This is a genomic window from Micromonospora sp. CNZ297 (assembly GCF_007827625.1).
Genome location: NZ_VISU01000016.1, coordinates 53,640 through 71,243 on the forward strand (window position 1 = coordinate 53,640; position 17,604 = coordinate 71,243).

Consider the following 17,604-nt stretch of genomic DNA (forward strand, 5'->3'; position numbering starts at 1 on the left):
GTCCACAATAGCCAACGGATCGGACGGTACCTATCGCATGTCAGCGCGTCCTGCTCCTAACTCGCCGCGCCGGCGAGCAGGTTCCCCTCCGGGACGGCGATCGGGGACCGGTCACCGGCCAGCAGGGCGGTGGCCCGGCGGGTCTGGAACGCGTCGTGGTCGCGGCGGGCGGTGGCGTAGGCGGCGGCGGTCCGGGCGGCGATCGCCGACCAGGTGTAGCGCCGGCTGACCATGCTGCGCGCCTTACGCGCCACCCGCCGGGCGAACACCTCGTCGCCGAGCAGCCGGTCGACGGCGCCGGCCAGCGCGTCCGGGTCGCCGTGCGGGAACGTCACCCCGGTGACACCGGGCTCGACGATCTCGGCCAGCCCGCCGGTACGCGCCACAGCGAGCGGCGCTCCGGCCGCAGCCGCCTCCAGCGCGATCATGCCGAACGGCTCGTAGAGGCTGGGGATCACCGTGGCGTCGGTGGCGGCGAGCACCGCGGGAAGCTGGGTGGCGTCCATGAAACCGGCGAACCGGACCGTGTCTCCCACGTGCAGCCGCCGCGCCTGGTCGACCAGCTCGTCGCGGTACGGCCCGTCGCCGGCGATCACCACCCGCAGGCCGGGGTGCCGCTTCGCCAGGTGCGGCACGGCGTGCACGAGGTGCTGCACGCCCTTCTCGTAGACCAGCCGGCCGGCGTACCCGACGAGCGGCCCGCCCGCGGCGAAGCGTGCCCTGGCGGAGGCGACCGCGTGCGGCCGCGCCCGCCAGGCCCGGTCGTCGACGCCGTTGGCGACCACGTCGATGCGTCCGGCCGGCACGCCGAACAGCCGGGCCACCTGGTCACGCATGTACCCGGAGCAGGCGATCACCCGGCCGGAGGCGTTGCTCAGCCAGTGCTCGACGCCGTGGATGGTGCGGTTCATCTCCTCCGGCAGCCAGCCCTGGTGCCGGCCCGCCTCGGTGGCGTGGATGGTGGTCACCAGCGGCACGTCCAGGTGCTCGGCCAGCGTGACGGCGGTGTGCGCGACCAGCCAGTCGTGGGCGTGGATCACGTCGTAGGTGCCGGACGAGGCGGCGCGCAGCGCGGCCCGGGTCAGCGTGTGGTTGAACGCCATCGTCCAGGCCAGCAGCGAATCGGTGGCGAGCGGGAACCGGACCGGATCCTCGGCGGCCCGGACGATGCGGACGCCGTCGGCGTACTCCTCCAGGGGAGCGCCCTCGGCGTGGCGGGTGACGACCGTGACCTCGTGCCCGGCGGCGGCAAGCGCCACTGACAGCGCGTGGACGTGGCGGCCGAGGCCACCGACGAGCACCGGCGGGTACTCCCAGGAGAGCAGCAGCACCCGCAGGCGCCGGGCGGGCTGGATGTCGATCACTTCGGCGTCAGCTGACACGCGGCCCCCTTTGAGTTGTGGCGTCCCCACCCCGGCGGCGTCGCCGCGGTGCCGGGTGGGGTCGCCGCCCATCCTGCCGAGGGGTCGATAACCGGCGGCGACGCGCCGGTTGCCGGTCTGTAACGCGTTACCGGCGCATCCGCCGGGCGCGTAGCAGCTCGGCCACCGACCACGCCTGGAACGGGCATCCGGTGGCCGCGTGCGGCGCCGCGCCGTCGGCTGTCTCGCTCACCGAGCCCAGGCCGTCCTCGGCGAGGTGGCCCACGAGCCCCACCAGCAGGTCGTCGGTGGGCAGCCCGGCCCGGCGGTACGCGTCCAGCAGCGGCCCGGTCAGCCACGGCCAGACGGTGCCCTGGTGGTACGCGGAGTCCCGCTCGGCGGGCCCGCCCCGGTGCCGTCCGGTGTAGCCGGGGGAGTCCGGGGCGAGGCTGCGCGGTCCGAGCGGGGTGAACAGCGCCTCGGTGATCCGTCGTAGCGTGGCCTCGTCCGGCTCCAGCGGGGCGTGCGGAAGCGACCAGGCGAGCAGCTGGTTGGGACGCAGCAGGTCGTCGTCGTGGTGCGCGGCCCCGCCGAGCGGGTACGCGGGCGCCGGGGCGTCGACCACGTCGTGCAGCCAGCCGGCCGGGGCGGGGAACCGCTCCCGGAACGCGGTGGTGGCCCGGCGGTGCAGGGCGTGCAGCGCGGCGGCGTCACGTCCGGCCAGCTCGGTCAGCTCGGCGAGCCCGGCCAGCCCGTTGATCCACAGCGCGTTGACCTCGACCGGCTTGCCGGTACGCGGGGTCACCGGCACCCCGTACACCCGGGCGTCCATCCAGGTGAGCGCCACGTCCGGCGGGCCGCCCTGGGCCAGCAGCCCGTCGGCCGGGTCGACGCCGATGCCGTACCGGGTGCCCGCCACGTGCGCCTCGACCACGCCGTGCAGCGCGGGCAGCAGCTCGTCGCCCAGGTCGGTGTCGCCGGTGACTGTGACGTGCCGGTGCACCGCGTGCAGGAACCACAGCGTCGCGTCGACGGTGTTGTACTCGACCCGGCCGGTGTCGGCCGTGTTCGCCAGCATGCCCTCGTTCAGCGTGGCCGCGTACGCCCGCAGCAGGTCCCGGCCCTCGTCGGCCCGGTTCGTGCACAGGAACAGGCCCTCGTAGGAGATCATCGTGTCCCGCGACCAGGCCCCGAACCAGGGGTAGCCGGCGACCACGTCCGGGCCGGTGGCGGTGCGTACCACGAACGCGTCGGCGGCCAGCGCGAGCGTCGCCTCGACCGCGTCGCCGGGTTCCGCCGCCGCGACCACCGCACGGCTGCGCCGCCGGGCCGCCTCGACCACGGCGGTCGCCGGTGGCGGCTCCTCGGCCAGCTCGTCCGCCCAGGCCAGCACCGACACGGTCGCGCCCGGCTCGTCGAGCGCGCCGGTGAACCGGCCCGCGTACCAGAGGTCCTCGTCCGGGTGCAGGCCGCGCTCGGCCTCGGTCCGGTGGCGCACCCCGTGCCACCACTGCCCCTCCGGGGTCCAGTCCGGCCCGGCCAGGCGGTACGCGCCGTCGATCACCGCGCCGCCGGCCGCCGGTTCCAGCCGGGGCGCCGGGCCGTCGGCGCGCCGCTCGCCGTGCGCGTCGCGCCAGGTGCAGGCCGCGGCCAGGTCCAGCCGCACCGGGCCGCCGGAGATCAGCCGGTGCACCACCGCCACGCAGGAACGGCCGTACGTCATGGCGATCTCCCGCTCGATCACCACGTCGCCGATGCGCCAGCGCCAGCGGGGCACCCCGTCGGCCAGGTCGAAGCGCTCCAGCAGCTCGAAGCCGCGCGGGTCGACCACGCCGGAGGACCACTCGTGCGCGCCGAGGCGGACCTGCCGCCCCGACGGCAGTGTGACCGCCGGGTCGAGGCTCACGAGTCCCACCTTGCGGGACGCCGGCGTGTCACCGGCCACCACGAGCAGCCCGTGATACCGGCGGGTACGCAGTCCGGCGACGGTGCCCATGGCGTACCCGCCGCGCCCGTCCGTGACCAGCCATTCCCGCACGGCGGCGGCGGACAGCTCGCCGCAGACCCGCGGCCCGAAACGGATGTCGATCAACTTTCCTCCACCGGCAGCGAGGTGTGACATGCCACGGCGACAATGGCCGCTGTGGAGATGTACCCCGGCGGCGTCGAAGATGTGCCAGTGATCACCGACCGGTCGACCTCCGCGTCCCCCGACCCCGAGCGGCACCGGCTCGCCCAGGCCGACGCCGGGGAGCAGGACTGGCGCGCATGGGGCCCCTATCTGTCCGAGCGGGCGTGGGGGACGGTCCGGGAGGACTACAGCGAACACGGCACGGCGTGGGACTACTTCCCCCACGACCACGCGCGGTCCCGAGCGTACCGGTGGAACGAGGACGGCATGGCGGGCGTCTGCGACGACCGGCAGACGTTCTGCTTCGCGCTCGCGCTGTGGAACGGGCGCGACCCGATCCTCAAGGAGCGGATGTTCGGCCTCGGCGGCGACGGCGGCAACCACGGGGAGGACGTCAAGGAGTACTGGTGGTACCTCGACAGCACGCCGACGCACTCCTTCATGCGCTGGCGCTACCACTACCCGCAGGCCGCCTTCCCGTACGACGAGCTGGTCGCGGTGAACGCGCTGCGCGGCCGGGACGACACCGAGTACGAGCTGGTGGACACCGGCATCTTCGACGACGACAGGTACTGGGCGGTGACTGTCGACTACGCCAAGGCGTCGCCGACGGACATGTGCGTGCTGGTCACAGTGGCGAACCGGGGCGACGAGGACGCGACGCTGCACGTGCTGCCGACGCTGTGGTTCCGCAACACCTGGGCGTGGGGCCTGCCGGGCACCGACCGGATGCCGAAGCTGACCGGCGAGGAGGCCGGGGCGTGGGGCGGCGCCCGGCTCGTCGGTGACCACTGGGTGCTCGGCCAGATCCTGCTGGAGGGCGACGGTGACCCGGTGCCGCTGCTGTGCGACAACGAGACCAACGCCGAGCGGCTGTGGGGGCTGCCCGGGCGGTCGGCGTACCCGAAGGACGGCATCAACGACCACGTCGTGGCCGGCGCGGCCACCGTCAACCCGGACCGCACCGGCACCAAGGGCGCGCTGCACTACGTGCTGGACGTACCGGCGGGCGAGCATCGGCAGATCCGGCTGCGGCTGACCCGTACCGCGCCGCCGCCGGCCGCCGCGCCACCCGCCCCGGCCGACCTGGGCGACGGGTTCGACACCGTGCTCTGGGCGCGCCGGGCCGAGGCGAACCGGTTCTTCGACAGCGTCATCCCGGCCGCCGCCACCGCCGACGAGGCCCTGGTCGCGCGCCAGGCCATCGCCGGGCTCATGTGGGGCAAGCAGTTCTACCACTTCGACGTCGAACGCTGGCTCGCCGGCGACCCCGGCTCCGCGCCCCCGCCGTCCGGCCGCCGGCACGGGCGCAACAGCGCCTGGTGGCACATGAACAGCTTCGACGTGATCTCCATGCCGGACCCGTGGGAGTACCCCTGGTACGCGGCCTGGGACCTGGCCTTCCACTGCGTCACCATCGCCCGGGTCGACCCGGGCTTCGCCAAGGAGCAGATCCTCCTGCTGCTGCGCGAGTGGTACCTGCACCCCAACGGGCAGATCCCGGCGTACGAGTGGGCGTTCGGGGACGTGAACCCGCCGGTGCACGCCTGGGCGGCGCTGAAGGTCTTCGAGATCGACGGCTCCCGGGATCACGAGTTCCTCGCCCGGGTGATGCACAAGCTGCTGCTCAACTTCACCTGGTGGGTCAACCGCAAGGACACCGGCGGCAACAACGTCTTCGAGGGTGGCTTCCTCGGGCTGGACAACGTCGGCCCGTTCGACCGCTCGGCCGCGCTGCCGGTCGCCGGGGTGCTGGAGCAGTCCGACGGCACCGGCTGGATGGCCATGTACGCGCTCAACCTGCTCGACATGGCGATCGTGCTGGCCGAGCACGACCGCGCGTACGTGGACACCGCCACCAAGTTCTTCGAGCACTTCGCGTACATCGCCGCCGCCGCGTACCACCAGGGGCTGTGGGACGCCGAGGACGCGTTCTTCTACGACGTGCTGCGCCTGGCCGACGGGACGAAGGTGCCGCTGAAGGTGCGCTCGGTGGTCGGGCTGCTGCCGCTCGCAGCCGTCACCCGGCTCACCGCCCGGACCATGCGCCGCCTGCCCGAGCTGGGCGCCCGGCTGCGCTGGTTCCTCACCAACCGCCCCGAGTACGCCGAGGTGATCGGCGCCCGCCGGATCGGGCCCGACGGCCGCCAGCAGCGGCTGCTGTCGATGGTCGCCCCGGACCAGGTGGTACGGCTGCTGGCCCGGATGCTCGACACCGACGAGTTCCTCTCCGAGTACGGGCTGCGCACGCTGTCCCGGGCCCACCTGGACAAGCCGTTCACCGTCACGCTCGGCGGGCAGGAGTTCAGCGTCGGCTACGAGCCGGCCGAGTCGACCAGCGGCCTGTTCGGCGGCAACTCCAACTGGCGCGGCCCGATCTGGATGCCGACGAACTTCCTGCTGATCAGCGCTCTGCGTGACTATGCCGCGTTCTTCGGCGACGACCTCCAGGTCGAGTACCCGACCCGGTCCGGCGTGAAGCGCACGCTCGACGAGATCGCCGACGACCTGTCCGCGCGGCTGATCTCGCTGTTCACCCGCGACGGCTGGGGTCGGCGGCCGATCTACGGGGCCGCCCAGCTGTTCCAGACCCACCCGGACTGGCGCGACCTGATCTGCTTCCCGGAGTACTTCCACGGCGACAACGGCGCCGGCCTGGGCGCCTGGCACCAGACCGGGTGGACCGCGCTGGTCGCCGACCTGATCCTCACCTTGCGCCGCTGACGCGGCCGAACCCTCACCTTGCGTCGCTGACGCGGCCGAACCCTCACCTTGCGTCGCTGACGCGCGGGGCGCGACGGGAAGCCCCGCCGCGCCCCGCACGCTCACGGCAGCGGCAGGAACGCCAGCCGGGCGTGGTACTCGCCGGCCACCGTCACCGTGTCGCTGCCGACCCACAGACCCCGGTCGGTGGCGTACAGCTCGCCGGTGCCTACCCCGCGGTCCTTGGTCGGGTTCCACGGCAGCGCCTTGCCCGTGGTCGGGTGGATCGCCCCGATGCCCGGCCGGGACACCGCGCCCGGGCCGGCCGAGTTGCGGCCCTGCGGGTTGTCCAGCCAGCGCTGGTGCCCGCCGACGTAGACCGCCGCGCCGGTCACCGCCACCGACAGCAGCGTGTCGCCGCCGGTGTAGTTGGCCCAGGTCGGCTGTTTGCCGCCGGTGGCCGTACCGAACTCGAAGCGCGCCGCGGCGTCGCAGAGCGTGCCGGGGAACGCCGCGCCGGTGGTGACCACCGCGAACCAGGTGCCGTCCGGGGAGATGTCCACCCCGCGCAGGTACGACGGCATCGACCGCGCGCACTGCGGCTGGTAGCGGTCGGTGGCCCAGCCGGAGAGCGTGGCGCCCGCGCCGGACAGGTTCGCTACCGCCAGCTGGTGCCGGGCCACGCCCGCCACCGTGCTGAAGTTGCCGGCGAACACCAGCCGGGTGCCGTCGGCGGAGACGTCCAGCGCCTCGACCTTCACCGGCGCGGTGGCGCCGGACGTGGTCTTGCGCGGGCCGGCCAGGTTCAGGTTGACCGACGCGTCGGCCGCCCCGGTGGTGGCGTTCACCGCCGCCAGGGCACGCCGGGTCACCCCGCCGACGGTCTGGAACGCGCCGCCGACGATCAGCCGGTTGCCGACCAGGCGTACGTCGTTCACCTGGTTGTTCAGCGCCGGCGTGGTGAAACCGGCGACCCGGGCGCCGGTGGCCGCGTCGATCCGGGCCAGCCGGGACGCCGCCGTGCCGTTGACAGTGGTGAACGCGCCGCCGATGTAGAGCGAGCGGCCGTCCGGCGCGGCGGCGAGCGCCTTGACCGCGCCGTTGACCTGCGGCCGGAACGTGGTGTCGATCCGGCCGGTGGTCGCGTCCAGCGCCACCAGCCGGGGCATCGCCAGCTGGGCCGACTGGCCGGCGTTGCGCACCTTGGTGAACGTGCCTGCCACGTACACGCGGGTGCCGATCTGGAGGATGCGGTGGACGGTGCCGTCCAGCGCGTGCGGCGTCCAGTCGACCGGGTTGGTGCCGACCACTGTGGTGTGTGAGGCGTTGACGGCCAGCGCCGGGGATCCCGGCAGCGCCGCGCCCGCGACGGCGAGCGTCGCGGCCACCGCGACGGCGGCGCGCCGCCGGCGCCGTCGTCCAGGTGGATGATCGGGTGAGATCGTCATGGCCGAAGCATGCCGTCGGACCAGGGATTCCGCAGTCGGGTAGCCGCCGGTAACGGGCCGCCGACCGGATAATCCGCGTGGCCCGTCCGGCGGTCGGACAGTACGGTGTGCGAGGTCCGCGAGGGGGAGGGGGACGCGATGCCGTCGCGCCGGGACGCCGCCGTGCTGGTCTTCGACGCCGACGACACGCTCTGGGAGAACAACGTCCTGTTCGAGCGCGTCATCGACGACTTCCTCACCTGGCTCGACCACCCCACGCTGGACCGGGCCCGGATCCGCGCGGTGCTCGACGACATCGAGCGTGCGAACGCCGTTGCGCACGGCTACGGCAGCAAGGTCTTCCTGCGCAGCCTCGGCGAGTGCCTGGAGAAGCTGCGCGAGCGTCCGGCCACCGCGCGGGAGCGCACCGAGATCGAGCAGCTCGCCGCGGCGCTGGTCGGGCACCAGGTGGAGCTGATGCCGGGCGTGGCCGAGACGCTCGACGACCTGGCCGGGCGGCACGAGCTGCTGCTGCTGACCAAGGGCGAGCGCGAGGAGCAGCAGCGCAAGCTGGACGCGTGCGGGCTGCTGCACCACTTCCGCGCCGCGCACATCGTGCCGGAGAAGGACGCGGACACCTACCGCTGGCTGGCCCGCGAGCACGCCTTCGACCCGGCCGCCGCCTGGATGATCGGCAACTCGCCGCGCTCGGACATCCTGCCCGCGCGGGCGGCCGGGATGAACGCGGTCTTCATCCCGAACGAGAACACCTGGGTCCTGGAGCACGACGAGCTGGACCCGTCCGACCAGCGGGTGATCCGGCTGGCCGCGTTCCCCGACCTGGTCCACCACTTCTGACCGGGCCGGTAACGTCCGGGACGTGCCGCTGACCTTCCCGTCGCACCTGGCGCCGGTGCTGCCGCTGAAGCTGTGGCGGCCGGGCTGGTTCGACGGGGTGGCGCTGTGCACCGGCGCGGTGGCGCCGGACGTCGCGTACCTGTTCACCGGCACGGCGCCGGCCCAGAACCTGCGCACGCACACGCTCGGCGGCCTGCTCTGGTGGTGCCTGCCGGTCGCTCTCGTGTACGCCTGGGTGGTGCGCCGCGTGATCGCCGGCATCGCGGTGCACCTGCCCGGGCAGCGGTTGTTCGGCTGGCCCTGGTACGCGACCCTGGCCCGGGTACGCCACCCCTGGCAGGTCACCGTCTGCTCGGTGCTCATCGGCGCGTTCAGCCACGTGGCGTGGGACCGGGTCAGCGACAGCGAGCGGCTGCCCCGGCTGCTGGGGATCGCCGACTTCCACGCCGTGACCGGCGTGTACTGGTACCGGTTCGTGGACGTGGTGGCCGGTCTCGCCGGTGCGCTGCTGGTGGTCGTCCTGGCCGTCTCCGAGGCCCGCCGCGGCGTGCGGACCGGTGGCGTACGCGAACCCGTGCCGGAGGCGAACCCGTTGGTGTTCTGGCGGGTGGCGCTGGCGGTCACCGGGCTCGGCGCGCTGCTGATGCCCGCGCTGCCGGCGGCCGGCGTCCCCGCCCCGGCGGGCGTCCGGGCGCTGCACGTGGCAGCGCTGGCGCTCGTCGCCGGGGCCGTCGCGGCCCGGACCGTCCCGCCGCGACCGGCCGGGCGCAGTCCGCGTCTCGAAGTCGAACAGCGCGAAACCGGCTGACCCCGTTACGCCGACATGCCGCAATTCGGCATAGACATCAATCACAAGCGCGGTCGCCGGTCATCGCTTGTCCGGCCTGCGCGGACGCGCCTAACCTGAGCCGGCGCCCACGTCTCGTCGGGGTGAGACGGGGGCGCACCGGAGTCCGGTGGTAAGAGCACCGTGGAGCTGAGTGCGGGCATACCGGCTCGCCGTGCGGAGCCCGGCGGAAGGCGTCGTGCCACGCCTGCCGCGTTCCCGCGGCGCAGACCGCTACCGAACCGGACGGCCGGGGTCAGGACCGGGGAGTTGCGGACCCGGTCCTGACCCGTCCGGCACCCCTCACCGCCGCCCGGATTGCCGGTGGGACACCTCTGGTGCGCGGGCCGGTCACGGAGCGACACTGAGTCATGACACCTCAGCGCGTACCGCTGCTCGCCGGCCTGGTCGTGCTGTTCGCGGCGGCCTGCACGGCGACCGGCCACGACGGCGCGTCCCCGGCGCCCACCCCGACGGTCGCGGCGGCGTCCGCGCCGGCCGGGACCGATGCGCCGGAAGCCACGCCCACCCCGCCCGTGCCGACCGAGGCCGCGTCGACCGCCGGGTCCTGGCGCGTCACCTGGGGCTGGGCGGTGCCCGGCGGCCCCGCCCGGGTGACCCATCGGGTACGGGTGCCGGTCACCCCGCCGCCCGGGGAACCGCTGCCCGTCCTGGTGGCGGTCGACGTCGGCGACCACCCGGCGGAGGGGTTCAGCCGGATCACGTTCGCCTTCCGCGGACCCACACCGTCCTACGAGGTCGCCTACGTGCCGCAGGTGGTGACCGAGGGGCGTGGAGCACCGGTCGCGCTGCCCGGCACGGCGTACCTGTCGGTGCGTTTCGAGCCGGCCCAGGCGCACGACGCCCGCGGCGGCGGTACGGCGGACCTGCCACCGGCGGCCATCCGCTTCCCGACGCTGCGCGGATGGGCCGTGGCCGGCGACTTCGAGGGGCACCTCAGCTTCGGGCTCGGCCTGCGACCGCCCGAGGGCGGCCGGCTGCCGGTGCGGCTGGGGGAGGGCGACCGCCCGGACGGCACGCACGTCGTCTCGGTCGACGTGCGGCGGAGCTGACGCGGCCCGCACCGGCGGGACCGGTGCGGGCCGACGGGTCAGCGGTCGATGATGTTGTTGTTCTCATCGATGCCGTGGGTACGCCAGTAGACGTCCCACTCGTCGTCGACGTGCTTCGGCACCTTGCCCTCCGGGTAGCGCACGTACGGCGGCGTCGGTTCCTCACCGTCCGGCACGCAGGAACTGCCGCCCTGCGGGCCGACCGCGATCACCGGGTACTCGTCGCTGCCGCAGATGCTCTGCCGCAGGGAACAACCGGTGGTCGCCATCAGCCCGGCCAGCCCGAGGACGGCAAGAACGACCATGATTCGAGTTCGCACGGGGAGAATTGTCGTCGCCGCGGACGGCCCCGCCATCGGTACGGGTACTCAATTCTCGTGACGTCGGTGACTCAGGTCAGCTCGCCCCGCACGATCGCCACCGCCACCCGGCAGAACTCGTCCATGTCCGGCTGGAAGCCGGCCGCGATGTCCGGGTGCAGGCCGGAGCGGGTCTCGTCGAGCAACCGACGGCAGACGTCCTCCACCGGCTCGCCCGCGTAGCCGGCGCGGACCCGGTCGGCGGCCGCCTGGAGGGCCGAGGTCAGCTGATCCTCAAGCGGGCCGCGCAGCTTCTGCTGCACAGGGTCGAGCCCGCTCGGATCGAGCGTGACGTGTGGCTCCGACATCGGCACTCCCTTCCTCGGCGTCCGCGGTACCCCACCGCGGACGTCGGTCAAACCATCGTCGGTACGGCCGACACCCGGACCCGATACGAGAAATCCTCCGCCGGCTCCTCGACGTACGACAGCCGGCGGATCTGCCGGTCGTCGGACCAGAGCGCGACGTCGACCAGCACCCCGAGGTGGGCGAGACCGATGCTGGAGACCCGCTTCTTGTCCTGGAGCACCGCGCACACGCCGCCCAGCAGCGTGCTGGCGTCGGAGGTGCGGTGCCCGGGCGGACAGCGCAGGGTCAGGTCCACCTCGACCGGCCCGGTCAGCGGGGTCCACCCGGTGCGCTGGGCCGCCGTGCAGGCGGCCTGAAGCAGGGTGCGGACCCTCGTCGCCTGCCGGTGCCCGGCGGCGAAGATGGACAGGGCCTCGGTCTTGACCGGGGGCAGGCCGCTCACCTCGAACGTCAGGGCGAGAGCGCGGGTGTCCTGCACGACGGCACCTCCTCGGGGGAATCCTGCCCAACCGGGGAACGCGCGCACGGCACTTCCCGTCAGAACCAACCGATCGGGCGGGCGATGGGGGACGGCCGGAGGCGCATCGGCGTCGACGGCGACGCGCCGGCTACGGAGCCAGCCCCACGCTAGTGCAGACCGCTGACGCTGGGTAGCCTCGCCGTTTCACTACGTGGGACGACGTGTCGATCGCCCCGGCCCGGTTCGTGCCGTCGCCGTCACATGTCCGTGATGTTTCGCTCCGTCGCAGGTCGGGCACGTTCAGCCGCACGACACGCCCGGGGCGTCGGGCGATCGGGCCGATGCCCCGGTCGTCTCGCCGTGCACCGGGGCGCGGCTCACTCCCCGGATCTTCGCCGAAGAGAGGGGGAGGGTGATGACGACAGTCCCCGACACGGCCGCACGGCGGCCGGCCGGACGCGCGGCGGCAGCGGCCGCCGCGCTCGCGTTGGTGGCCCCGCTGGCCGCCTGCGGATCCGGCGGCGACGGCGGCGTCCCCACGATCAACCTGTACTACCCGCCGGAGCAGAACCTGCAGAAGGTCGTCGACACCTGCAACACGCAGGCCCAGGGGCGGTACCGGATCGACTACCGGGTGCTGCCGCGCGAGGCCGACGAGCAGCGGGTGCAGATGGTGCGGCGGCTCGCCGCGCAGGACAACGGGATGGACGTGCTCGGCCTGGACGTCACGTGGACCCAGGAGTTCGCCAGCGCGAAGTGGATCCGGGAGTGGACCGGCCAGGACAAGGCCGAGGTCGAGCAGGGCACGCTGGGCGGCCCGCTGGACACCGCCCGGTACGAGGACAAGCTCTACGCCGCGCCCAAGAACACCAACGTGCAGCTGCTGTGGTACCGGTCCGACCTGGTGTCGCAGCCGCCGAAGACCTGGGACGAGATGATCTCGGCCGCCCAGCAGCTCAAGGAGCAGGGCAAGCCGTACCAGGTGCTGACCATGGGCGCCCAGTACGAGGGCCTGGTGGTGCTCTACAACACGCTCGCCGAGAGCGCCGGCGGCAAGATCCTCAGTGACGACGGCAAGAAGGCGGAGATGGACGCCGGCGCGGTACGCGCACTCGACCAGCTCAAGAAGTTCGCCACGTCGGGCGTGACCTCGCCGTCGTTCAGCAACGCGCTGGAGGACCCGGTGCGGCTGGAGTTCCAGTCCGGCAAGGGCGCGTTCCAGGTGAACTGGCCGTTCGTCTATCCGGCGCTCCAGGAGGCCAACCCCGAGCTGGCGAAGAACGTGAAGTGGGCCCGGGTGCCGGGCATCGACCCGGGCACCCCCAGCAAGGTCACCATCGGCGGGGTCAACCTGGCGGTCAGCACCTACTCGAAGCACCCGGAGGAGTCGTTCGAGGCGGCCCGCTGCCTGCGTAACGCCGAGAACCAGAAGTTCTCCGCCGTCAACGACGGCGTGCCGCCCACCATCGAGGCCGTCTACGACGACCCGGAGATGACCGAGGCGTACCCGATGAAGGAGACCATCCTGGAGGAGCTGAAGGAGCCGGCGGTGCGGCCGCTGACCCCGGCGTACCAGAGCATCTCCACGGTGATGTCGGCGATCCTGTCGCCGCCGTCGGCGATCCGGCCCGAGCAGACCGCTGACGAGCTGCGCAAGGCGATCTCCGACGCGCTGGAGTCCAAGGGGGTTCTGCCATGAGCGTGAACGCCACCCCGGCTGGCGCGCAGGCCGCCGCCGAGGCCGAGGCCGAGCAGCCCGGCGGCCGGCACGCCGCCGTACCGGAGCAGCGGTCCCGGCGCGGCTCCCGCGCCCCGCTGAGTGACAACAAGCGCGCCGAGCGGCGCCTCGGCCTGCTGCTGTGCGCGCCGGCCGCGCTGGTCATGGTGCTGGTCACCGCGTACCCGATCCTGTACTCGGTCTGGCTGTCGCTGCAGCGTTTCGACCTGCGCTTCCCCGACGAGCGGGAGTTCGTCGGCCTGGAGAACTACGTCACCGTGCTGACGAACGACTTCTGGTGGACCGCGTTCGGGGTGACCGCGCTGATCACGGTGGTCACCGTCGCGGTCGAGCTGGTGCTCGGCATGGGCCTGGCGCTGATCATGCACCGGACGCTCGTCGGCCGCGGCATCGTCCGCACCGCGGCGCTGATCCCGTACGGCATCGTCACTGTGGTCGCGGCCTTCTCCTGGCGGTACGCCTGGACGCCCGGCACCGGCTACCTGGCGAACCTGTTCGACGGCAGCGCCCCGCTGACCGAGCGGGCCAGCTCGCTGGCGATCATCATGCTGGCGGAGATCTGGAAGACCACCCCGTTCATGGCGCTGCTGCTGATGGCCGGGCTGGCGCTGGTGCCGGAGGACCTGCTCAAGGCGGCCTCCACCGACGGCGCGACGGCGTGGCAGCGGTTCACCAAGGTGATGCTGCCGGTGATGAAGCCGGCCATCCTGGTCGCGCTGCTGTTCCGCACGCTCGACGCGTTCCGCGTCTTCGACAACATCTTCGTGCTCACCAACGGCGGCAACGAGACGTCGTCGGTGTCGATGCTCGCCTACAACAACCTGATCCGGGGCCTGAACCTCGGCATCGGCTCCACGATGTCGGTGCTGATCTTCATCACCGTGGCGATCATCGCCTTCGTGTTCGTGAAGCTGTTCGGCACCGCTGCCCCGGGCAGCGACGATGGGGAGAGGCGCTGACATGGCAGTGGAAACCACCACGCGGGCGAAGCTGCGCTGGGGCCTGCTGGACGTCGTGGTCGTCGTCTTCGCGCTGGTCCCCGTGCTCTGGATCGCCTCGCTGTCGTTCAAGACCCCGGCCACGCTCACCGACGGCAAGTTCTGGCCGCGGGAGTGGACGCTCGACAACTACCGGACCATCTTCGACACCGACCAGTTCGTCCGGGCCCTGGTCAACTCCATCGGCATCGCGCTGATCGCCACCGCGATCGCCGTGGTGCTCGGGACGATGGCCGCGTACGCGATCTCCCGGCTCGACTTCCCCGGCAAGAAGCTGCTGGTCGGAGTCTCGCTGCTGATCGCGATGTTCCCGCAGGTGTCGCTGGTGTCGCCGCTGTTCGAGATCGAGCGGCAGCTCGGGTTGTTCGACACCTGGCCCGGACTGATCCTGCCGTACATCACGTTCGCGCTGCCGCTGGCGATCTACACGCTGTCGGCGTTCTTCAAGCAGATCCCGTGGGACCTGGAGAAGGCGGCGAAGATGGACGGCGCCACCCAGGGACAGGCGTTCCGGCGGGTGATCGCCCCGCTGGCCGCGCCCGGCGTGTTCACCACGGCCATCCTGGTCTTCATCTTCTGCTGGAACGACTTCCTGTTCGCGATCACGCTCACCTCGACCGAGCGGTCCCGCACGGTCCCGGTGGCGCTGCAGTTCTTCACCGGCGAGTCGCAGTTCGAGGACCCCACCGGGGCGATCTGCGCCGCCGCCGTGGTGATCACCGTGCCGATCATCCTGTTCGTGCTCTTCTTCCAGCGCCGCATCGTCTCCGGTCTGACCTCCGGCGCAGTCAAGGGATAGGTGGTAGCAATGGCCGACATCGTGCTGGACAAGGTGAGCAAGCGGTTCCCGGACGGGACCACCGCCGTACAGGACGTCGACCTGGAGATCGCCGACGGCGAGTTCGTGATCCTGGTCGGCCCGTCCGGCTGCGGGAAGTCCACCACGCTCAACATGATCGCCGGGCTGGAGGACATCAGCTCCGGTGAGCTGCGCATCGGCGGCGAGCGGGTCAACGACAAGGCGCCCCGGGACCGCGACATCGCGATGGTCTTCCAGTCGTACGCGCTCTACCCGAACATGACCGTGCGGGAGAACATGGCGTTCCCGCTGCGGCTGGCGAAGATGGACAAGGAGACCATCAACCAGAAGGTCGATGAGGCGGCGAAGGTGCTGGAGCTGACCGCGCTGCTGGACCGCAGGCCGGCCAACCTGTCCGGTGGCCAGCGGCAGCGGGTGGCGATGGGACGGGCGATCGTCCGGCAGCCCAAGGCGTTCCTGATGGACGAGCCGCTGTCGAACCTGGACGCCAAGCTGCGGGTGCAGATGCGCACCGTGGTGTCGCGGCTGCAGAAGCAGCTCGGCACCACCACCGTCTACGTCACCCACGACCAGACCGAGGCGATGACGCTCGGCGACCGGGTGGTCATCATGCGGGGCGGGGCTGTGCAGCAGGTCGGGCCGCCGCAGGAGCTGTACGACCACCCGCGCAACCTCTTCGTCGCCGGGTTCATCGGCTCGCCCTCGATGAACTTCGTGCACGCCGTCGTGGAGGACGGCCGGCTGCGGACCGCGCTCGGTGACGTGCCGGTCGGCGACCGGATCCGCCGCGAGCTGGAAGGCGGCGACGCGCCCCGGGAGCTGATCCTGGGCATCCGCCCGGAGCACTTCGAGGACGCGGCGCTGATCGACGACGAGACCCGCCGCCGGGGCATGGAGTTCGAGGCGCCGGTGGACATCGTCGAGTCGATGGGCTCGGACAAGTACGTCTACTTCACCGTCGAGGGGGAGCGGGCCACCGCCGCCGAGCTGGAGGAGCTGGCCGCCGACACGGGTGCGGCGGACTTCGCCGGCGCCGGGTCGAACCTGGTGACCCGGCTGTCGGCGGAGTCGCCGGTACGCGAGGGCGAGTCCCGCCGGGTGTGGTTCAACCTGGAGAAGATCCACCTGTTCGACCCGGGCAGCGGCCGCAACCTGACGCTGCACGAGGGCCGCTCCGCCGGCGCACTGGCCGACTGATCCGCCCCCGCCCCTCATCGGGCTGAGTGGAACGCCATGGGTGCTTCGGCCCCGCTTTGACACCCATGGCGTTCCGCTCAGCGTGGGCGGTTGGCGCGTGCCCGGTCCGCGGGGGCGTGGTCACCAGGAGTGGCGCAGCTCCAGGCTGAGGAAGCGGGCGTAAGCGGTGAGCGCCGCGTCCACCCGGGCGCGCAGCGCGGCGTCGAACGGCACGAGCTGCTGCACCTTCACCGTCACCGCCCTCGCGCCGAGCGTCCGCGTCCAGGTGCCGACCACGCGCCCGCCGCGCACCACAGTCGACCGGAACACCCCGTTGTTGCCCGGGACCACAGCGGCGGCGTGCGCCGGGTCGAGCATCAGCGAGCGGTCCTTGAAGCCGAGCAGGTATTCGTCGAAGCCGGGCAGCGTGTGCAGGTCGTCGACCGGCGCGCGGGGCGCGTCGAGCAGCGCGGTGTCGACCACTGCCGGCTCGCCGTCGACCTCGACCGGGGCGAGCAGGTCACCGGCCAGCGTGATCGCCCGGGTCGCGTCGGTGACGGTCAGGCCGGTCCAGCGGGCCAGCTCGTGCCGGCTCACCGGGCCGTGGCCGCGTACGAAGCGGTGCGCCAGCAACGCCAGCGCCTCGTCCCGCTCCGGGCGGTGCGGCTCGGGCGCCCACTCGTCGAGCAGCGCGAACGTCTGCTCGGTGCCGACGTGCGGGGCGATGCAGGTGACGCCGCGCAGGCTGGTGAACAAGAGCAGGTGGTAGCCGCGCTGATCGCCCGTGTCCAGCCCGGCGGCGCGCAACGCGGCAACGCATCGGGCGCGGGTGAGCCGGCCGCCCCCGGTCAGCGCCGCGCCCAGCACGTCACAGGCCCGCTCGCCGTCGGCGACGGTCAGCCCGAGCTGCCGCCACCGACCGGCGATGCCCACAAGCGTCCGCACCCCGGTCAGCTCCAGCATCCACCGCGCGTCGCGCGCCGGGACCAGGTGCACGGTGCCGCGCATCGGCCAGGTGCGCAGCGCCTCGCGCCGCTCCAGCGCCGCGCGGACGTCGTCCTGGGTGGCGCCGGGAAGGCGTACGCCGAGCGACCACAGCCCGCTCGCCGCGTCCTGCGCCTGCATGGCGCCGAACCACTCGACCACGTCGGCGACGCCCCGCGGGCGGGTGGTGGGGTGCGGGCGCAACAGCAGGCCGGTCATGCGCAGCGCGAGCGCCTCGGCGCGGTTGAGGCGTACGGTCACGGGCGTCAGCGTAGGCCCGGGGTACGACAACGCGGCCCCTGATCGCGCTGCGCCGGCGGCGCTGCCGACACCAGCGCGATCCCCCGTTCAGGTTCCCGGCGCGGGGGCGGCCGCTGCGGC

General features: G+C 72.8%; 15 protein-coding genes. 8 read left to right on the forward strand and 7 right to left on the reverse strand.

The window, feature by feature from the left end; translation table 11 throughout:
• Positions 1-56 precede the first annotated feature (56 nt).
• Both FB454_RS24345 and FB454_RS24350 read right to left on the reverse strand, forming a co-directional pair.
• Complete coding sequence (locus FB454_RS24345; protein WP_435055650.1) at positions 57-1,382, reverse strand: glycosyltransferase family 4 protein; 1,326 nt, start codon at positions 1,380-1,382, stop codon at positions 57-59.
• A 127-nt stretch (positions 1,383-1,509) separates the two neighbouring features.
• Positions 1,510-3,453 (reverse strand): glycogen debranching enzyme family protein, encoded by a 1,944-nt coding sequence (locus tag FB454_RS24350; protein ID WP_145823534.1) that lies wholly within the window; start codon positions 3,451-3,453, stop codon positions 1,510-1,512.
• Positions 3,454-3,495: 42 nt separating this feature from the next.
• Between FB454_RS24350 and FB454_RS24355 the strand changes: the two genes are divergently transcribed.
• Positions 3,496-6,216, forward strand: coding sequence for an MGH1-like glycoside hydrolase domain-containing protein (locus tag FB454_RS24355; protein ID WP_145823535.1), 2,721 nt, complete (start codon positions 3,496-3,498; stop codon positions 6,214-6,216).
• Positions 6,217-6,317: 101 nt separating this feature from the next.
• On the opposite strand, the gene FB454_RS24360 is transcribed toward FB454_RS24355, so the two are convergent.
• Positions 6,318-7,643 carry a hypothetical protein gene (locus FB454_RS24360; RefSeq protein ID WP_486485449.1) on the reverse strand — a complete coding sequence of 442 codons (1,326 nt, stop codon included), beginning with the start codon at positions 7,641-7,643 and terminating at the stop codon, positions 6,318-6,320.
• Positions 7,644-7,781: 138 nt separating this feature from the next.
• On the opposite strand from FB454_RS24360, the gene FB454_RS24365 reads away from it, so the two are divergent.
• From FB454_RS24365 to FB454_RS24375, 3 genes are all read left to right on the forward strand, one after another.
• Positions 7,782-8,480 (forward strand): HAD family hydrolase, encoded by a 699-nt coding sequence (locus FB454_RS24365; RefSeq protein WP_013475977.1) that lies wholly within the window; start codon positions 7,782-7,784, stop codon positions 8,478-8,480.
• 22 nt (positions 8,481-8,502) lie between these two features.
• A complete protein-coding gene (locus FB454_RS24370; RefSeq protein WP_123111099.1) occupies positions 8,503-9,288 on the forward strand; it encodes a DUF4184 family protein in 786 nt (261 codons plus the stop codon).
• 389 nt (positions 9,289-9,677) lie between these two features.
• Positions 9,678-10,379 carry an AMIN-like domain-containing (lipo)protein gene (locus FB454_RS24375; protein WP_013287314.1) on the forward strand — a complete coding sequence of 234 codons (702 nt, stop codon included), beginning with the start codon at positions 9,678-9,680 and terminating at the stop codon, positions 10,377-10,379.
• A 38-nt stretch (positions 10,380-10,417) separates the two neighbouring features.
• Here the strand turns inward: FB454_RS24375 and FB454_RS24380 are convergent, their stop codons facing one another.
• The 3 genes from FB454_RS24380 to FB454_RS24390 all read right to left on the reverse strand — a co-directional run bounded on the left by FB454_RS24380 (position 10,418) and on the right by FB454_RS24390 (position 11,525).
• Entirely contained in the window at positions 10,418-10,699 is a 282-nt protein-coding gene (locus FB454_RS24380; RefSeq protein WP_225319692.1) for an SCO0607 family lipoprotein, read from the reverse strand.
• Positions 10,700-10,770: 71 nt separating this feature from the next.
• A complete protein-coding gene (locus FB454_RS24385) occupies positions 10,771-11,046 on the reverse strand; it encodes a hypothetical protein (protein WP_013287312.1) in 276 nt (91 codons plus the stop codon).
• 47 nt (positions 11,047-11,093) lie between these two features.
• The gene (locus tag FB454_RS24390) at positions 11,094-11,525 is read right to left on the reverse strand and encodes a RusA family crossover junction endodeoxyribonuclease (RefSeq protein WP_013287311.1); all 432 of its coding nucleotides are present in this window, start codon (positions 11,523-11,525) and stop codon (positions 11,094-11,096) included.
• Positions 11,526-11,922: 397 nt separating this feature from the next.
• Here FB454_RS24390 and FB454_RS24395 point away from each other — a divergent pair, with 397 nt between their 5' ends.
• From FB454_RS24395 to FB454_RS24410, 4 genes are read left to right on the forward strand one after another with little or no spacing between them, the layout of a single operon-like run.
• The gene (locus FB454_RS24395) at positions 11,923-13,206 is read left to right on the forward strand and encodes an ABC transporter substrate-binding protein (protein ID WP_030272752.1); all 1,284 of its coding nucleotides are present in this window, start codon (positions 11,923-11,925) and stop codon (positions 13,204-13,206) included.
• The gene (locus FB454_RS24400) at positions 13,203-14,204 is read left to right on the forward strand and encodes a carbohydrate ABC transporter permease (RefSeq protein WP_013287309.1); all 1,002 of its coding nucleotides are present in this window, start codon (positions 13,203-13,205) and stop codon (positions 14,202-14,204) included. Before FB454_RS24395 ends, FB454_RS24400 begins: the two co-directional genes overlap by 4 nt.
• A 1-nt stretch (position 14,205) precedes the next feature.
• On the forward strand, positions 14,206-15,042 hold the full coding sequence (locus FB454_RS24405) for a carbohydrate ABC transporter permease (protein ID WP_013287308.1): 837 nt from the start codon (positions 14,206-14,208) through the stop codon (positions 15,040-15,042).
• A 9-nt stretch (positions 15,043-15,051) separates the two neighbouring features.
• The gene (locus FB454_RS24410; RefSeq protein ID WP_013287307.1) at positions 15,052-16,260 is read left to right on the forward strand and encodes an ABC transporter ATP-binding protein; all 1,209 of its coding nucleotides are present in this window, start codon (positions 15,052-15,054) and stop codon (positions 16,258-16,260) included.
• Between the two features lie 120 nt (positions 16,261-16,380).
• Here FB454_RS24410 and FB454_RS24415 read toward each other — a convergent pair whose 3' ends face one another.
• The gene (locus FB454_RS24415; protein WP_083395327.1) at positions 16,381-17,484 is read right to left on the reverse strand and encodes a winged helix DNA-binding domain-containing protein; all 1,104 of its coding nucleotides are present in this window, start codon (positions 17,482-17,484) and stop codon (positions 16,381-16,383) included.
• Between the last annotated feature and the right edge of the window lie 120 nt (positions 17,485-17,604).

What these genes read in the sequence shown, in the direction of transcription:
- FB454_RS24405 (WP_013287308.1), top strand. Translation starts at nt 14,206, where the DNA reads ATGGCAGTGGAAACCACCACGCGGGCGAAGCTGCGCTGGGGCCTGCTG.
- FB454_RS24395 (WP_030272752.1), top strand. Translation starts at nt 11,923, where the DNA reads ATGACGACAGTCCCCGACACGGCCGCACGGCGGCCGGCCGGACGCGCG.
- FB454_RS24385 (WP_013287312.1), bottom strand. Translation starts at nt 11,046, where the DNA reads ATGTCGGAGCCACACGTCACGCTCGATCCGAGCGGGCTCGACCCTGTG.
- FB454_RS24410 (WP_013287307.1), top strand. Translation starts at nt 15,052, where the DNA reads ATGGCCGACATCGTGCTGGACAAGGTGAGCAAGCGGTTCCCGGACGGG.
- FB454_RS24400 (WP_013287309.1), top strand. Translation starts at nt 13,203, where the DNA reads ATGAGCGTGAACGCCACCCCGGCTGGCGCGCAGGCCGCCGCCGAGGCC.
- FB454_RS24360 (WP_486485449.1), bottom strand. Translation starts at nt 7,643, where the DNA reads ATGACGATCTCACCCGATCATCCACCTGGACGACGGCGCCGGCGGCGC.
- FB454_RS24375 (WP_013287314.1), top strand. Translation starts at nt 9,678, where the DNA reads ATGACACCTCAGCGCGTACCGCTGCTCGCCGGCCTGGTCGTGCTGTTC.
- FB454_RS24365 (WP_013475977.1), top strand. Translation starts at nt 7,782, where the DNA reads ATGCCGTCGCGCCGGGACGCCGCCGTGCTGGTCTTCGACGCCGACGAC.
- FB454_RS24355 (WP_145823535.1), top strand. Translation starts at nt 3,496, where the DNA reads ATGGCCGCTGTGGAGATGTACCCCGGCGGCGTCGAAGATGTGCCAGTG.